The sequence below is a fragment of the Actinoplanes sp. NPDC004185 genome (assembly GCF_053603475.1).
Genome location: NZ_JBSGFR010000056.1, coordinates 38,010 through 53,786, shown reverse-complemented (window position 1 = coordinate 53,786; position 15,777 = coordinate 38,010). Strand labels below are relative to the sequence as shown.

Genomic DNA, 15,777 nt, shown 5'->3' with positions numbered 1-15,777 from the left:
ACTACAACACTGCCCGCAGCCACTCAGCACTCGGGGGACACCCACCGATCAGCCGCCTCACCGCCTGAAACAACGTGTCGGGTCGCAACAGCTAGGCGGGCGTCGCCCGCCCTTCCCGGCTCGGCCGCACCGGTCAGCTCGGACAGCCGCGTTTTGCTCAGCCTTAGGTCAGCATCCGACTCCGGTGCGTGGTGATGACCCGAATGGGGGACGCTGCTGCCGCAGATGTCGATGTCTCGATCTATGATCGCCCGGTCTTATCAAATATCAAACGATGGAGGACGCGGGATGACGGACGACGACGATCGGGGCGCCGCCCGCGAGATGCTGCTCGTCGGCGGGCTGCTCGTGGTGTTCGTCGGCGTGATCGGCGCACTCGTCTATCTCGCGGTGAGCTGAGGCGCCGACGGCAGCGCCGGGCTCATCCAGGATGTGCGGGCCGGGTTGAGGGGCGTGAGATCTGAACCTGTCCGCGGGGGATCCAGTGGCCGGCGAGCGGGCCGGTCTGGGCCAGCACATACTCCCGCGCGTTCCACCACGCCGATGCGACGACGCCGAAGGACGTGCTCTCGGCCGGCATCACCTTCTGCCGGCTGAGCACCGAGCCGTTGGCGGCGAACTGGAAGCCGGTATAGGTCTCGTTCGCCATCATCGTGGCCGGGCGGGCCGGGTGGTAGTCGTAGCTCACCGAACGCCCCAGCAGCGCCACGAGCGCGTGGTTCTCCCGCACGTGGTAGCCGGCGAGGGGACCCGCGGTGATCCGGTACCAGTAACCCGGCTGTCCGTGGATGCGTTCCCGGCGATCCGCCGGCGCGCGCGAGGCCGCTGTCAACCGGAGGGATCTGCGACCGGCCACGGTGCCGCCGGCGGAGAACTTGACGCCCTGATGGGTGCCGGCGGCGAAGCGGACCTCGCCTGTCACGGCCGGCGGTGGATAGTCGGCGGTCAGTGTCTCGGCGAGGCGCAGGAACGCGCCGTCGTGGGTGAGAGTGTAGAGCCGGTTCAGCTGCCTGATATGGATGAAATGGTATTTGTCGGAGAGCCGGGCCGGGTGAGTGAGGCAGTACCGGCTGATCCAGTTCTCGTTCCGGTAGCGGGAGAAGTAGTCCCGTACCGTGGTGAGCGCGCCCTGGTAGAGGGTCTTCGCCCGCTCGTCGGACGTCAGCCGCCAGTAGTCCCACAAGCCGAAGATCGCGAAGAGGTGGCCGTTGAGCGTCCGGTCGGCGGCCCGGCCCGGGAACTCCTCCAACCACAGGTGGTTCCGCGAATCCACCCATACGACCCACGGCTTGGAGGTCGCCCGCGGCCGCAGGAAGCCGGCGAACAGCCGGTCGGCGGCGTTGCGGTAGGTCGCATCCTTGGTGATCTCGTACAGCCGGACGAACAGGGTGAGGGCCTGCCCCTGGGCCATCGCCGAGTACCAGGGCGGGACCCTCCGGTCGCTCGCCACCCCGTGGAGGCTGAAGCCGAACGGGTACGGCAGGTACCAAGCACCGCCGGTCTTGTCGGCTCGCCGCATCAAGCGGGCGGCCTGAAGCTCGGCCCGGCTCAGGTAACGCTCGTCGTCGGTGCGGACATAGCTCTCGAGACTGTCTATGCCGTACCGGGCCTGATAGACGGGGTGGTCGTAGAGCCGGTCGCCGATCTTGTACATCCGGACGCCGGAAGCGTCGTGGACACCGTCGTCCACCAGGGCGATCGGGCGGGTCAGCGCATAAGGGTACTCCTCCCGCGGCGCGGTGTGGATACCGTACGCGTCGGCCTTGAACGGGTAAGGCAGCACCGCCCGGGCGCTGCCCGGCTGCCGCGGCCGCATCGCCTGGGCGCTGCCCAGCGGCGGGGCCGGCGCCAGGCGCACAGTGACCCGGCCGGTGTCGCGGTGGGTTAAGACGACCGCCGACGGCACGCCGGCGACCAGCAGGATCGCTGCTACGGCCGCTGCACTCCCGGAACGAGAACGCGGCATGAATGACCTCTTTCCCATGGAGTCGGCACAGCGTCCCACCCGGGTACGTGATCCCGCTGTCCTGAGTGGTCACCCGATCGGGGCCAGTTTCGAAGCTGCGACCCCGTAACCGTTCGCGCCGGCGGCAAGTCGCCAGACCGGTCGACGTCACTGGTCTCCGCGTTGGCGACGCCGCGTCGTCCGCGGACCCCGCGACGGCCGTGCGGGTCTTTCAGCCGGGCGGCTGACCGCTGTCGTTCTGCTTGGTCATCTTGTCGATGACCCGGGCGTGGGCGTTGGTAATGTGCTCGCGCAGCGCCCCCGCCGCAGCGGCCGGATCACGGGCCACGCAGGCCGCGAGGATCGCCTCGTGCTCCCGCAGGATCCGCTCCCGGGCGCCGCGGGAGCGGGTGCCCGCGAAACGGTACCTCTCGCCGTTCTGCCACACCGGCTCGAGCGCGCGGAGCAGCCAGCGTGACTGAGCCGCGGCGTACACGGCGAAATGGAAGTCGGTGTGAGCCTGCCGGGCGGCGGCCTGATCACCGAGCTCGAGCGCGCGGACGTTGCGTTCGAGGTAGGCCCGGGCCCGGTCGGCGTCCTGCTCGGTGAACCGTACGGCGGCCCGCTCGATCGCGGTGATCTCCAGCAGCATCCGCATGTCGTGCGTGTCGTGGGCGTCCTCGACGGTCAGCTCCCGCACCCACGCGCCCTTGTGCGGGATCACCTCGACCAGTCCGAGCGCCTCCAGCCGGCGGATCGCCTCACGCACCGGCATCATGCTCATGCCCATGCTGGTCGCGAGGTCGGTGAGGCGCAGCGCGGCACCACCCGCGAGCTCCCCGACAAGAATCGCCTCGTGCAGGTGCGCGGTGGCCGCATCGGCGAGCGTGGCGTGGATCGGGGGCGTCGGGCGGGCCGACGTCATCCAGCCTCCATCGGGGTCGACTCGTTCCGGATCGGACGATCCCGATCTTAGCCAGCGTCGCCGGGCTGCCGGCGTGTTCATGGCACCTCGGAGGTGGATCCGGCACGGGGCGTGTGGGGGCCGCAGAGCCCGCCCGGGGCTGGAGCCGGGCTCGCCGGCAGCGTGGCCAGGCGGGGACGGTGGCCGGTCCTGGCGCCGGCGGGCCGGTCGGGGAAATGGAATCCGGGCCGAGGCGACGGCTCTGGGTGAGCAGCGAGCCCAGACTGCGGCGGTATGGCCGGGCAGCGGCGCGGCCCAGACGGCGGCGGCGTGGCCGGATGGGACGGCGATGGGGCCGGTCCGGGCCGGGGGACCGGGTCCGGGCCGGGGGCATCGGGGCCGCCGTGGGAGTACGACCCCGATGCCGGCTCTGGTGCCCGCTATCCAGCCGAGCAGGTGAGCGTGGGCGTCACCGGCGCACCCGTGCCGATGAAGCCCAGCGTGGTGCCGGCCCCCGCGGCCAGGGCACCGTTGTAGCCGGCGTTGCGGATCACGCTCGCCGCGCCGGATCCGGTGGCCGTGCCGCCCCAGATCTGGGTGAGGGTCTGGCGTGCGGCGACAGCCCCGCCGACCTGCCAGCCGGTGATCGCCGCCGGGCCGGCCGTCACGGTCACCTCCGCCTGGAAGCCACCCTCCCACTGCCCGGCGAGCCGGTAGGTCGCAGCGCAGCCGGCACCGGTGGGCACCGAGGGGGAAGGCGTCGGAGCGGGAACAGGAGGTGAAGGCGGCGGCGTGCTCCCGGTGAGCGCCAGGTCCTCGGTACGGAACGTCCCGTGGGCCGGGTTCACGTCGACCTCACCACCCCGGCCGTCGCATCCCCGGTCAGGGTTGAACAGCAGGTACGTGCCCGAGGAGCAGGCGGTCGACGGTTCCGCGTCGCCGCCGATGACCACGTTGCCGGACAGGTTCGCCCCGCCCTGCACCAGTGCGTTGTTCTTCACCACCGCGTTGCCGGTTACCGTCGCGCCGCTGTTGACCCAGGCCAGGTCTTCGATGCGGGCGTTGCCGGAGACGGTGCTGTTGCCGTACACCGCGGCCCGGGGACCGACGTACGCGCCGGCCGCCACCGTGGCCCGGGAGTCCACCCAGCCGCCGCCGTTGGAGTGCCAGTGACCCCCGCCGGGCGCGGCCGGCTTGACGTGGCCGGGCTCGTAGCCGAACGGTGCCGCGCCGGCCAGCCGGAACTCGTACGCGTACCGGTGGTGCTTGGTGTATCCGTCGAGGAAGCCGTAGTGGTGCACCGCGCCCGGGGTGCCGGTGACGACGAGGTAGACCTCCCGCTCGCCGGGTTGCGTCTGGAACGTGATCTGCCCGTCCGCGCTGCTGGTCAGCGGCCCGTAGCGGGGGACACCGTCGCGCACGGCGACGAAGCCGTACGTCCAGCCGGGCTGCGCGGTGCTGTTCTCGGCGTGGCCCTTGAAGCGCAGCCGGATCAGGCCGCCGTCGGTGGCCGGCACCAGCCGGATCTTGTTGTAGCCGTCGTCGGACGGGGCGATCGCGTCCGGGATCCGGTAGTGCCCGGCCGCCTGGTCCACCGGCTCGACCGCGACACCGTTGTACGCGGTGATGAACGGGTACAGCCGGTTGATGAACGGCAGCACGTCCGCCCGGTTGCTGTAGTCCCAGGTGACGTTGTGCTGCGCGTACTCGCCCAGCCGCCGGTTCAGCTCAGCCTGGTCGATGCCGGCCAGCCGGCGGTACGTCTCCAGCGGGTGCTCGGTGTTACGGGCCTCGTTCCAGATCCGGTTGACCATGGCCGGCCCGTCCCGGTCCTTGATGTACTGCAGCAGCATCCAGGCGCCGTAGTGGTGCCGGCTGGAGCTGTAGGCCAGGTTCTCGGTACGCAGGAAGCGGGTCAGGTCACCCGCCGCTGTCTTCGGGTAGACCTGCATCGCCATGAACTCCGCCGTGGCTTCCCAGAACGTCCCGGCCGACGGGTCGGTGAAGCCGGCGCCCGGCCGGCCCAGGAAGGTGTAGTTCTGGAACACGTGCCCGAGCTCGTGGGCCAGCCCCCACGATCCGGGTGCCGCCGCGCCGGGGGCGATGTTGATGACGCCGACCTTGCCGTCGGTCGAGCCGCCGGTGGCCCACGCGTCCAGCGGCGCGTTGGACCAGGTGGTGGTGATGATGACATTGATCTTGTACTGGGCCAGCAGACCTTGCTCGGGCGTGAACTTCATCGTGTTCACGTAGAACGAGTACAGGCTCTCCAGCTGGGCCAGGATGTTGTCGGGATCGAAGCGGTACTGCGAGGGGGCGCTCTTCGGGTCGGTGCCCGACCGGTCGCCCCACAGCAGGATGAAGTCGGCCGATTCCCTGGTGCGCTCGGGCACCCAGGGGACCTCGCCGGTGCTCGCCCACCGGGCCGGGATCCAGGTCGTCTTGGCCGCCGCCGACGCGGTGGCGAGGAGCTGCGGAACAGCCAGCGGTACGACGGCCAGCACGGTGACCGCCCCGGCCAGGATCAGCCGCCGGCGCCAGCCCTCGATGGTCGTGGACAGGCGCACAGATCAGCCCACCTTCCCGGCCGTGGGGGCATAGCCATAGCGGCTCTTCAGGTGCCGCCACCAGTCACGGAACATCCAGGCGTCGAAGTCGGTGATCCGGGTCGCGCTGCCCGCCTTCATCAGGAAGCCGCCGACGCCGGTCGGGGTCCAGTCGTAGAAGTCGTCGAGCCCGAAGCTGTGCCCGATCTCGTGCAGGAGGATGTGGATGTCGTCCGCGTCCAGCGCGCCGACGAAGTACTCGCTGCCGATGCGCTGGCCCCAGTCGCCGCCCGCGCCGCCGTTCATGCCGGCGGTGAGCCAGAGCGACATGTCGTAGTGGCGTGCGGCACCGCCGGGGCAGTTCGGATAGTTGCCGGACTGGTTGAAGAAGCGGCCGCACGGCTCGGAGCACTGCGGGGCGTTCTCCCGGATGTTGTTGACGTAGATGTCGACCGACGAGTCCGACCACTGCAGCGTCGAGCGGTCGCGGACCGCCCAGCCCACCACCTTGAGCGGGACCTCCTGGTACGGCCAGCCGTTGTGCCCGGCCATCACGTCCATCCACTTCTTGAACTGCCGGGTGAGGGAGGCGTGGACGCGGTCGCGCAGCGCGGCGCTGACCGGGGCACTGGAGTCCCAGCGCACGCAGTAGTTGATGCTGCCCCGGTTGGCGACGATCTGGTCCCAGCCGTAATTGCGGAAGCCGTACAGGTTGTTGTACGTCTGCTCCTGGTGCCGCCAGACCTCGTCGAGCGGCGTGACCAGGTTGGCCGGTGGGCTCCAGCCGGCCGGGGCCGGTGCCGGGGCGGCCTGGGCGGCGACGGGCGAGCCGAGCAGGACCACCAGTGTGGCGGTCAGGGTGGCAAGGCGTCGAAGTCTCATGGTGTCTTTCCTCTCTGGGCGCCGCGGTCAGGAGAAGGCGCGGAATTCGAGCAGGCCGGTGGAGAAGCCCGCTCTTGAGGTGAAGGTCAGCCGGAGCCGGGTCGTGGAAACCTGATCGAAGGTGACGGTGTTCGCCGTTCCGGCGGCCACGCCACAAGGCGATCCGCCGGGCACGTCGGCCCAGGCGGTGCCGGTCCAGTACTGCACCTGGCAGGACGCGGGCAGGTCGATGCCCTGGTCGTCGTCGAACCAGTAGGCGCTCGCCCCGCGCAGGTTCACCGGGGCCGCCCAGTCGTACTGGACCCACTGCGTGCCCTGCTCCGGCCAGTTGCCGTACACCGGGTGCGACCGGTCGGCGGAGCCGGTGGGGGTGAACCCGTCGTTGACCGCCGCGAGGTTCTCCCACGGTGAGACGTACGAGGTGGACGGGGTCGCGGTCAGCGCGTGATCGGTCCCCGGGCCGGGCGGCGGCGTCGTGCCGCCCGGGTTGGGCGGCGGGCCGGTCGTGGTCTGCACGACCCGCTGGATGGTGCCGTCGGCGTTGAAGGTCATCCGGTCGACGGCGACCGAGCGCCGGAAGTTGCCCCCGCCGGGCGCGTTCGCGTTGTGGTAGACCATGTACCACTGGCCGTGGAACTGCACGACCCCGGCGTGGTTGGTGGTCGACGAGACCTGGCCGAGGACCACCCCGTGGTGGGTCCACGGCCCCATCGGGCTGGTCGCGGTGGCGTAACGCTGGCAGGCGTAGCTCGACGAGGTGACGCAGCCGTTGGTGTCGTTGGCGGCGTAGATCATGTAGTAGAGGCCGTTGCGCTTGAACAGGAACGGCGCTTCCCAGTAGTCGGTCAGCCCCACCGGGGTCTGGACCGCGCCGACGGTGTCGACCATGTTCGCGGCCAGCTTGACCATCCGCGGGCTCCAGTAACCGCCCCAGTACAGGTAGGCCTGGCCGTCGTCGTCGACGAACACGGTCGGGTCGATGTTCAGCCCCGACGAGTTGGGCGTGCTGTCACTGATCAGCGGGCCGCCCTTGGCGTCGGTGAACGGGCCGAGCGGGCTGTCGCCCACGGCGACCCCGATGTTCATCCAGCCGGGACCGTTGCCGTTGACGGAGGTGTACCAGTAGTAGCGGCCGTTGCGCGGCTCCACCTCGCCGGCCCAGGCGTCGGCGCCGGCCCACGGGAAGGTCGCGACGGAGGCCCGCGGGCCGTGGTCGGTCCAGGTCGCCGCGTCCGGGGAGGACAGCACCCGCCATTCGCGCATGACGAAGGCGTCCGTGCCGGTGGGCGCCTCGTCGCGGCCGGCGTAGATGTACATCGTGTCGCCCACGACCAGCGGTGCCGGGTCGGCGGTGTAGACCGAGGTGACGATCGGGTTGGCGGCCTGCGCCGGCAGCATCGCGATCGGCACGAACACCAGGGCCAGGGACAGCAGCAGAACCAGGGGAGGGGAGTGGCGGAAAGAGGTCCGGCGGGACACCGGGCCGGGGATGGACATGGGGGGTCCTTTCGTGTGATCGACACGCCACCGTGGGACGGCCCGGTCGTGCACGGCGGCCTTACGGACGGGTCGGCATCACCCCTTCAGCGCGCCGGACATGAAGCCGCGCACGTAACTGCGCTGCAGCAGGACGAAGAGCACCAGGCACGGCACCGCCATGACGGTCACGCCGGCCTCCAGCGCGGCGTAATCGATGGCCCCGAAGCTCGCGGTCCGCATGTTGACCACGGCGAGCATCAGCGTGAACCGGTCGGTGGAGTTGAGCATGATCAGCGGGGCGAAGAACTCGCTCCACGAGGCCAGGAACGCGAACAGCGACACGGTGACGATCCCCGGGCGTACGGCATGGACCATGATCCGCAGCAGGACCCCGACGCTGCCGCAGCCGTCGACCAGCGCCGACTCCTCCAGCTCCTGGGGGACCGCCTCGAAGGAGTTGCGCATCATGAAGATGGCGAACGGCAGCTGGAACATGATGAGCACCAGGCTCAGCCCGAGCAGCGAGTCGGCCAGCCCGACCCAGCCGAGCAGCACGTAGAGGGCGATCAGGATGGTGGCGTACGGGACCATCAGGATCGCCAGCGTCACCAGGAACAGCGCGTTCTTGCCGGGGAAGTCGAAGCGGCCGAAGGCGTACCCGCCCAGCGTCGAGATCAGCAGCGTCCCGCCCACGGTCAGCAGGCACACCACGACGCTGTTGAGCACGTGGTGCGGCCGGATCCCGCCGTCGGCGGTGAACAGCCGGGCGTAGTTCTCCAGACCGAAACCGCTCGGGGTACGCACCGAGGCGTACGCGCTCCACAGCAGCGGGAACAGGAACAGCACGGCCAGCGCGGCGCCGGTGCTGTAGTAGCCGGTACGGGCGAGCCTCACGCTGACTCCTGGCGGGACCGGCGGCGCAGCACGCCGAGCTGGACGAGGCTGACCAGGACGAGCACGCCGAGCAGGGCCACCGAGACGGCCGCCGCCGAGCCGAGGTCGAGGTCGATGAACGCGGCCCGGTAGATGACCATCACCAGCGAGGTGGTGCTGTTGTCCGGCCCGCCGCGGGTGAGGATCCAGAACTGGTCGAACGCCAGCAGCGAGCCGGTGACCATCAGCGTGAGGACCAGGGCGATGGTCGGGCGCATGAGCGGCAGGGTGATCCGGCGGAAGATCTGCAGCCGGCCGGCGCCGTCCATCCGCGCGGCCTCGTACACCTCCAGCGGGACGGCCTGCAGCCCGGTCAGCAGGATCAGCATGTTGAAGCCGGCGAAACGCCACAGCACCAGCAGGATCGCCGAGCCCAGCGCCGTGTTCGCGCTGCCGCTGGTCCACGACACGTAGCCGTCGAGCAGCCCGGTCGCGGCCATCGCATCGTTGACCGGCCCGATCTCATCGCTGAGCAGGCCCAGGAACAGCAGCGACGCGCTGGCGAAACCGACCGCGGCCGGCAGGAAGAAGGCGGTGCGGAAGAAGCCCGCGCCGGGCCGGGCGCGCTGCACCAGCAGAGCCAGTCCGAAGGCCAGCATGAACAGCAGGACGGTCACCACGACGGTGTACTTGAGAGTGAACCAGACCGCGCCGCGCACCAGGGCATCGCCGGTCATCGCGGTGTAGTTGTCCGGCGCGTTGAACTCGGGCTCGCCCAGCAGCGGCCAGTGATGCAGCGACATCCAGACGACCAGACCCAGCGGGACCAGGAACAGCAGGGTGACCACGAGCGCGGTGGGCGCGGCATAGGCCGCGCCCAGCCACGCCCGGCGCCGGGACGGGCGGCGGGCCGGTGGCACCGGTACGGGCGCCGCCGCCCGCGCCCGTCGGTTGAGCATGGTCACCATCGCCGGTCCTACTTCTTCAGGGAGGCGGTCAGCGCGGCGGCACCCTCGCCGAGGGACTTGCCGGCATCGCCGAACAGCGCCCCGCGGAACGTGGTGATCCAGGGGCTCTGCGGGTCGTTGTAGGTGGCGTTGAAGTTCTTCGCGTACGGCGTCCTCCCCTTGGCCATCAGGCTGTTGACGGCGACGATCCGGGGGTCGGCCGACGAGTACTTGTTGGTGGCCAGGTCGGTGCGCACCGGTACGCCCTTGTTCTTGGCGATCACCTCGACCTGAGCTTCGTCACCCAGACTCCAGGCGAGGAAGTCCCAGGCGGCGTCCGCGTTCTTCGTGGTGGCGCCGATGCCGATCGAGTCGCCGCCGACGAACGTGGACTCGCCGCCGTCGATGCCGCTGATCGGCGCGACGCCCAGCTCGAGGTCGGTCTTCTCCTCGATGATGCCGAGCCAGACCGACGGCGCGGGTGCGATGCCGACCTTGCCGCTCTGCAGGGCACCGAGCCAGGTGGGTCCGGCCTCGTCCTTCGACGCCGGAGCGGCCACGCCGTCCTCGTACAGGCTGCGGTAGAGGGCGAAGACCTCGGCCATGGCGGGGGAGTCGATGGTGCTCTCGGTACCGTCGGCGTTCATCACGTCCCCGCCGGCGGCCCAGACCGAGGGCCAGAGGGTGAACACGTTGCAGCCGCCGCAGTTGCCGCCGAAGTAGGTGCCGTTGACGCCGCCGCCGAGTTTGTCCACGGCGCGGGCCTGCTCGGCGAACTCGGTGAGAGTGGTCGGCGGCTTCTCCGGATCCAGCCCGGCTTTCTTGTACAGGTCCTTGTTGTAGAGCAGCACCGACATGTCGATGGTGTGCGGGACGGCGTAGTTCTTGTTCTTCCAGGTGCCGTTGCGCACGTGGGCGGGGGAGACCTTGTCCTTCACCGGCAGCGTGCCGAACCGCTCGGTCAGGTCCAGCCACAGGCCCTGCGAGGCGTACTGCGGTGCGAAGACCACGTCGGCGGCGAACAGGTCGGGCAGCGAGCGGGCTCCGGCGGCGGAGGCCAGCTTCGCCGGGTACTCCTCGTTGGGGTAGGCGGTGACCTCGACCTCGTTCTTGTGCGTGGCGTTGTACGTCTCGGCGTACGCCTTCGACACCGACTCGGTGGCCGCCCGCGTCCACAGGGTGATGGTGGCGCCGGAGTCCGTACCGGCGGTGTTGTCGTCCGGGCTGTCGGCGCCGCAGGCGGCCGACCCGGCCACCAAGGTCGCGGCGACGATGCCGCTCAACCAGCGTCTCAAAGCAGTCCTCCTGATCGGTGGCGCGTGACGTGCGGGGAAAGGGGGCGCGGGGAGGATGCCGGGCACATCCTCCCCGCGGGCTCGCGCTACGGGCCGTACACCTGGAGCTCGGTCATTCCGGTCCGGAAGCCGGACGCGTGGGTGACCTGCACCCGCACCCGCTGGGTGTCCACCGCGGCGAAGCGGACCTGGTTGTAGTTGGCGCGCGGCGTGGCCGGCGTCCGCACCGCCGAGGAGACGTCGACCCAGGCACTGCCGTTGAAGTACTGCACCTGGTACGCCGACGGCTGCCGGTAGCGGTTGGCGGCCCGGTCGTTGCGGAAGTACAGCCGCAGCTCGTCGATCCGGCGGCTCTGGCCGAGGTTCACCTCGAGCGTGTCCGTACTGTTCGGTGAGCCGTAGGTGCCCCAGATCGGTTCGTTGACCGGATACCCGTCGACCGCGGCCGATCCGGAGGTGCCGGCGGCCGTGTACGACGCGGTGGTCGCCGCGCCGCGGGCGTAGTCGGCCCGGGCCGAGGTCAGGTCGGTGCCGGCCTTGGCGAACAGGTCGACCATGCGGGCGCTGCTCTGCACCACCTGGGTCGGGGCCTGGATCCCGCCGACCGGGGTGCTGAAGGTGACCGAGCCGCCCGCGGGCAGGGTGACCGAGCCGGTGGCCGGGTTGTACAGCACGCGGGTGAGCCGGTCGACGGTGAGCGCCCGGGTGCCGTTGAGGAAGACCGAGTAGCCCTGCGGTATGCCGGGGTAGCGGGTGATGCCGTCGGCTGGGTCGTCCCAGACCACCGACAGGTCGGCGTTGCGGTAGCGGAGGTTGTTGGCGGCGAAGTGCGACCAGCCGATGCCGATCGGGCCCAACTCGATCTGGTTGTCGTTGCGCGGGCGCAACCCCATGACGTCCTCGATGACCGTCCAGTTGCTGCTGCCGAGGATGTTGTGGTGGATCCAGGACCGGTAGTCGATGGTCCGGGTGGCGGCGTTCCAGTTGGCCCAGAACTCGTTGGCGTCCGGCCACCGGGTGTCCCCGCCGACGTACTGTGACCAGGCGTTCCAGTACAGCAGCTTCTTGTAGTCCTCGGCGGTCATCCACTGGTTCGGATAGTTGCGCAGCACCGAGGAGTAGAGCCGGAACTGCACGGTGGAGTTGATGGTGGAGAAGTTGTTGCTGCCGGGCTGGCCGGCCGCGGCGGCGGCCGCCTTGTCCCGCTGGTTCGCGGTGAAGAACGGGAAGATCGGGTACTCGGCCGGGTCGGCGAACAGCCGCAGCGCCTGCTTGTACTGATCGGTGTTCGGGATCGCGCCGACCGAGAACGGGTAGTAGTTGTTGATCTCTTTCCACGGCACGTGGGCGTTGGTGGCGACGTGCCGGTGCTCGAACAGGTGACGGCCGGGATTCCAGAGCACGCCGACGATCGCGGTGCGGATCCGTTCGGCCAACCGGCGCATCTCGTCGGCCTTGGCGGTGTTGCCGGTCGCCTCGTACGCCTGCGCGGCGGCCAGCGCGTTGCTGTAGACGTAGGCCGACTCGGTGCGGTCGAGCTGACCGGCCCGCCAGTGGAAGGACACCGCGTCCGCGTCGTTGCCGGTCAGCGCGCCCCAGTCGTACTCGATCAGGCCGTTGCCGTCGTGGTCGTAGAAGGCCAGCTGGTCCTTGACGTCGCCCTCGGCGTAGCGGGCGAGGTTGCCGGCGATGGCCGGCTGCCCGCCGTGGATCTGGTACGACCGCCAGGCCGCCTCGGAGATGTACTGGGCGTAGCTGTTGGACCAGTTCTCCGGGTCGCCCGGGTTGTCGACGAAGCGGCCACCCTTGGACACCTGCCCGACGGACACCCACGGCCCGTACGCGTAGACCGGGTCGCGCAGGTACTTCAGGTCGTCGATGTGCATCGGCTGGGTGAGCACGATGGCGTTGTTGTAACCCAGCGCGCCCTCGACCGAGGTGGGGAACTGGAAGTCCTGCCCCGGGATGTCGGCGTCGAGGTGGTTGAAGCGCATCAGCCACCAGCGGTAGTAGATGTTCTTCTTGATGGCCGGCTCGGGCACGTCCAGGTAGGGCACGTTCTGCGCCCACCACCGGTTGTACTCCCGCGTGTGGGTGGCGAAGGCGCTGGCCGGGGAGTAGCCCCGATACGCCGTGTACTCGGTCAGCGACTCCGGGATCTCCGAGGTCACGAAGCCCAGCTGCACTTTGGTGGTGACCGTGGCGCCCGGGGCGACAGTGATCGAGCGGCTGAGCCCGCCGTCGGTGACCGTGAAGCCGTCACCGGACAAACGCGGATACAGCGTGGTGAGGTTGTTGCGGGCGTTGACCTGTCCGGTGAGCTCGCTGCCGCTGGCGGTGGTCGCGTACGGGGAGGTGGCGCGCAGCTGCACGGTGGTGGCGGCGGTGCCGGTGTTGGTGATGGACAGGTTGGCCACCGCGACGTTCTGCTGGGTGATGAACTTCGTCTGGTTGATGCGTACCGGCCCGCTGGTGTGCACGCTGCGGAAGTGGCTGGGCGCCTGCCAGCGCTGCGCGACCTGCTCGGTGAAGGTCCCCGGCGACGCGGTCACCGTGAAGGCGCTGCGGTCGTCGATGCTCTCCCAGTACGCGACCTGGCCGCCGAAGCCGAGCGTGCCCGGGTTGTGGGTCTTCATGAACACGGCCCGGCCCCGGCTCATCAGCCAGGGGCCGGCCGGATCGTTGCCGGGGCGGGCCAGCAGCCGGTCCATCCAGTAGTCGGTGCCGCCGCTCTCCGCGTCGAAGATGGCCGCCATGGTGTTGCCGGTGCTGAGGCCGACCGGTGGCGCCGGGACGGCCGGGCCGGAGAAGCTGGGGTAGCCGATCGTCTGCGCCGCACTGCCGGGGGAGGCGGTGCCGAGCACGGTGGCGGCGGTGGTGGACAGGACGACGGTCAGCGCGGCTGCCAGTCCGGGTCTCCAGCGGGCGTACGGCATCGCGTCACCTCCAGTTCTACGCAGGGGTAGTGGGCAGCCAGACCCGCATCGTGGTGGGACCGCGCCGGGTCCAGCGGTGGTACGGCACGAGCGGCACCAGGCGCGGGGTCCGCGGTTGCCCGGGCCCGCCCCCGATCCCGTGGTACGGCCAGGCCGCGTCGGCCGGTGCGGTGAACCAGCCCTTGACCGCGTCGGCCTGCGGCGCCTGCGTCGTGTCGACGCGCAGGTCGTCCAGCTGGGCGCCCGGATCGAGGTCGACCGACTCGGCGCACATCACCAGCGGACCGACCTCGACGGCGACGCAGCCGCGTACCGCATCGACCCGGGGGTCGGCGGCGGTCCATCGCGGCCGCAGCGGCAGTTCCAGGCAGATCTCCTCCCCGGCGGTGAACCGCCGGGTGATCGTGACCGGGCCGGGCCGCACCGGCCGGCTGCCGGTCCGGTCCACCACCCGGGCGTCGCCCGCCCAGGCCGGGACCCGCAGGGTGAGCGTCCGCTCGCGGTCCTCGGCGGCCTCGACCCGGACCACGACCACGCCGTGGTCCGGGTAACCGGTCCGCACGCTGAGGTCCAGGCCGCCGGCCGAGACGTCGAGATCGGCGTACTGGTGCAGCTGCACCCCGCCGTCGTCGCTGGTCACCAGGTACGTCTCCAGGGCCGCCAGCAGCCGGGCGAGGTTGGGCAGGCAGCACGAGACCTCGAACCACGGCGCCCGGGGCCCGCCGCCGAAGCGCAGCTGCTCGCGATCGGCCGGGACGTTCTCCGTGCGGGTGCGCTGGTGCAGCGTGTTGGCGTAGAAGAAGCCGCGCCCGTCGTCGGCGACCGCGGTGGCGATGACGTTGTAGAGGACCCGTTCCACGATGTCGCCGTAGCGGGTGTCCCCGGTGGCCAGCAGCAGCCGGTGGGCCAGCATGATGGTGGCGACCCCGGCGCACGTCTCGGCGTACGCGCGGTCGGCGGGCAGCACGAAGTCGTCACCGAACGACTCGTCCAGGTGCCGGGAGCCCATCCCGCCGGTGAGGTAGGTGCGGCGGGCCAGCGTACGGTCGAACTGGCGCCGCACGGCCGCCAGCAGGTCGGCATCGCCGGTCTCGACGGCCACGTCGACCGCGCCGGCCGCGAGATAGAGCGCGCGCACCGCGTGGCCGCGGAACACCTGGGCGTGGCGCACCGGGATGTCGTCCTGGAAGTACGCCCAGCCGAACTCGTGCTCGGGCAGACTGCGCTGCCCGCGCCGGTCGACGAACCAGCTCGCCTGGTCCAGGTAGCGCCGGTCGCCGGTCTCCCGGTAGAGCTCGACGAGCGCGGTCTCGATCTCCGGATGCCCGCAGACACCCTCGTTGCGGCCCGGGCCGAAGGTCTCGACGACATGGTCGGCGGCCCGCCGCGCCACCTCGACCAGCTGTGGCGCGCGGCCGGTGCGAGCGGCGGCCACGGCCGCCTGCAGCAGGTGGCCGATGCAGTAGAGCTCGTGGCCGAAGGTCAGGTCGCTGTAGCGCTCGTCCTGACCGGGCCGCCCGTACGCGGTGCTCAGGTAACCGTCGCCGGCCTGGGCCCGGGCGACCAGGCCCGTCAGGAAGCCGAGGTCGGCGGTGTGCTCGTCGGTGTCCCAGCACAGTGCCTCGAGGAGCTTGTAGATCTCGGAGTCGGCGAACTCCCGGCCTCGGCGACCGAACGGGCCGGCCGTGAAGTTGCCGGTCCAGCCGAGCCGGTCCATCCAGGTGCGGCAGTGCGCCAGGGTGGCGGTGCTGTTGACCGCCTGCCGCTCACCCCAGAAACCCCCGGCGAGGCGTACGGACGACAGCGGAACCGGCCGCAGGGCACCCCGTGACGGCGCGACGGGGCCACCCCGGGAGGGTCCGGTGTCTGCTTCGCTCATGCGCTGCTCCGAAACTCCGAAAACCTTTTCGGGAAGCGTGGCAGCGCTCCTACGCATTGTCAACGATCGATTTCTGACTTGTATCCTTATC

The 15,777-nt window shown here is 70.4% G+C and carries 10 protein-coding genes; all 10 read right to left on the bottom strand.

The window, feature by feature from the left end; genetic code table 11:
* Window positions 1-421 precede the first annotated feature (421 nt).
* Window positions 422-1,966 carry a D-glucuronyl C5-epimerase family protein gene (locus tag ACWEOZ_RS38065; RefSeq protein WP_451915530.1) on the bottom strand — a complete coding sequence of 515 codons (1,545 nt, stop codon included), beginning with the start codon at window positions 1,964-1,966 and terminating at the stop codon, window positions 422-424.
* A 211-nt stretch (window positions 1,967-2,177) separates the two neighbouring features.
* A complete protein-coding gene (locus tag ACWEOZ_RS38060) occupies window positions 2,178-2,870 on the bottom strand; it encodes a GntR family transcriptional regulator (RefSeq protein WP_451915529.1) in 693 nt (230 codons plus the stop codon).
* 419 nt (window positions 2,871-3,289) lie between these two features.
* Window positions 3,290-5,416 (bottom strand): DUF6055 domain-containing protein, encoded by a 2,127-nt coding sequence (locus ACWEOZ_RS38055; protein WP_451915528.1) that lies wholly within the window; start codon window positions 5,414-5,416, stop codon window positions 3,290-3,292.
* Between the two features lie 3 nt (window positions 5,417-5,419).
* On the bottom strand, window positions 5,420-6,277 hold the full coding sequence (locus ACWEOZ_RS38050) for a hypothetical protein (protein WP_451915527.1): 858 nt from the start codon (window positions 6,275-6,277) through the stop codon (window positions 5,420-5,422).
* Window positions 6,278-6,304: 27 nt separating this feature from the next.
* The gene (locus ACWEOZ_RS38045; protein WP_451915526.1) at window positions 6,305-7,774 is read right to left on the bottom strand and encodes a glycoside hydrolase family 43 protein; all 1,470 of its coding nucleotides are present in this window, start codon (window positions 7,772-7,774) and stop codon (window positions 6,305-6,307) included.
* 78 nt (window positions 7,775-7,852) lie between these two features.
* A complete protein-coding gene (locus ACWEOZ_RS38040) occupies window positions 7,853-8,650 on the bottom strand; it encodes a carbohydrate ABC transporter permease (RefSeq protein WP_451915525.1) in 798 nt (265 codons plus the stop codon).
* Window positions 8,647-9,588 (bottom strand): carbohydrate ABC transporter permease, encoded by a 942-nt coding sequence (locus ACWEOZ_RS38035; protein ID WP_451915524.1) that lies wholly within the window; start codon window positions 9,586-9,588, stop codon window positions 8,647-8,649. The genes ACWEOZ_RS38040 and ACWEOZ_RS38035 overlap by 4 nt, the downstream gene beginning before the upstream one ends.
* A gap of 17 nt (window positions 9,589-9,605) precedes the next feature.
* On the bottom strand, window positions 9,606-10,871 hold the full coding sequence (locus ACWEOZ_RS38030; RefSeq protein ID WP_451915523.1) for an ABC transporter substrate-binding protein: 1,266 nt from the start codon (window positions 10,869-10,871) through the stop codon (window positions 9,606-9,608).
* Window positions 10,872-10,957: 86 nt separating this feature from the next.
* Window positions 10,958-13,807: an MGH1-like glycoside hydrolase domain-containing protein gene (locus tag ACWEOZ_RS38025; RefSeq protein WP_451915522.1), complete on the bottom strand. Its 2,850-nt coding sequence runs from the start codon at window positions 13,805-13,807 to the stop codon at window positions 10,958-10,960.
* Between the two features lie 16 nt (window positions 13,808-13,823).
* Window positions 13,824-15,686, bottom strand: a complete 1,863-nt coding sequence (locus ACWEOZ_RS38020) for a glycoside hydrolase family 127 protein (protein WP_451915521.1) — start codon at window positions 15,684-15,686, stop codon at window positions 13,824-13,826.
* Window positions 15,687-15,777 lie beyond the last annotated feature (91 nt).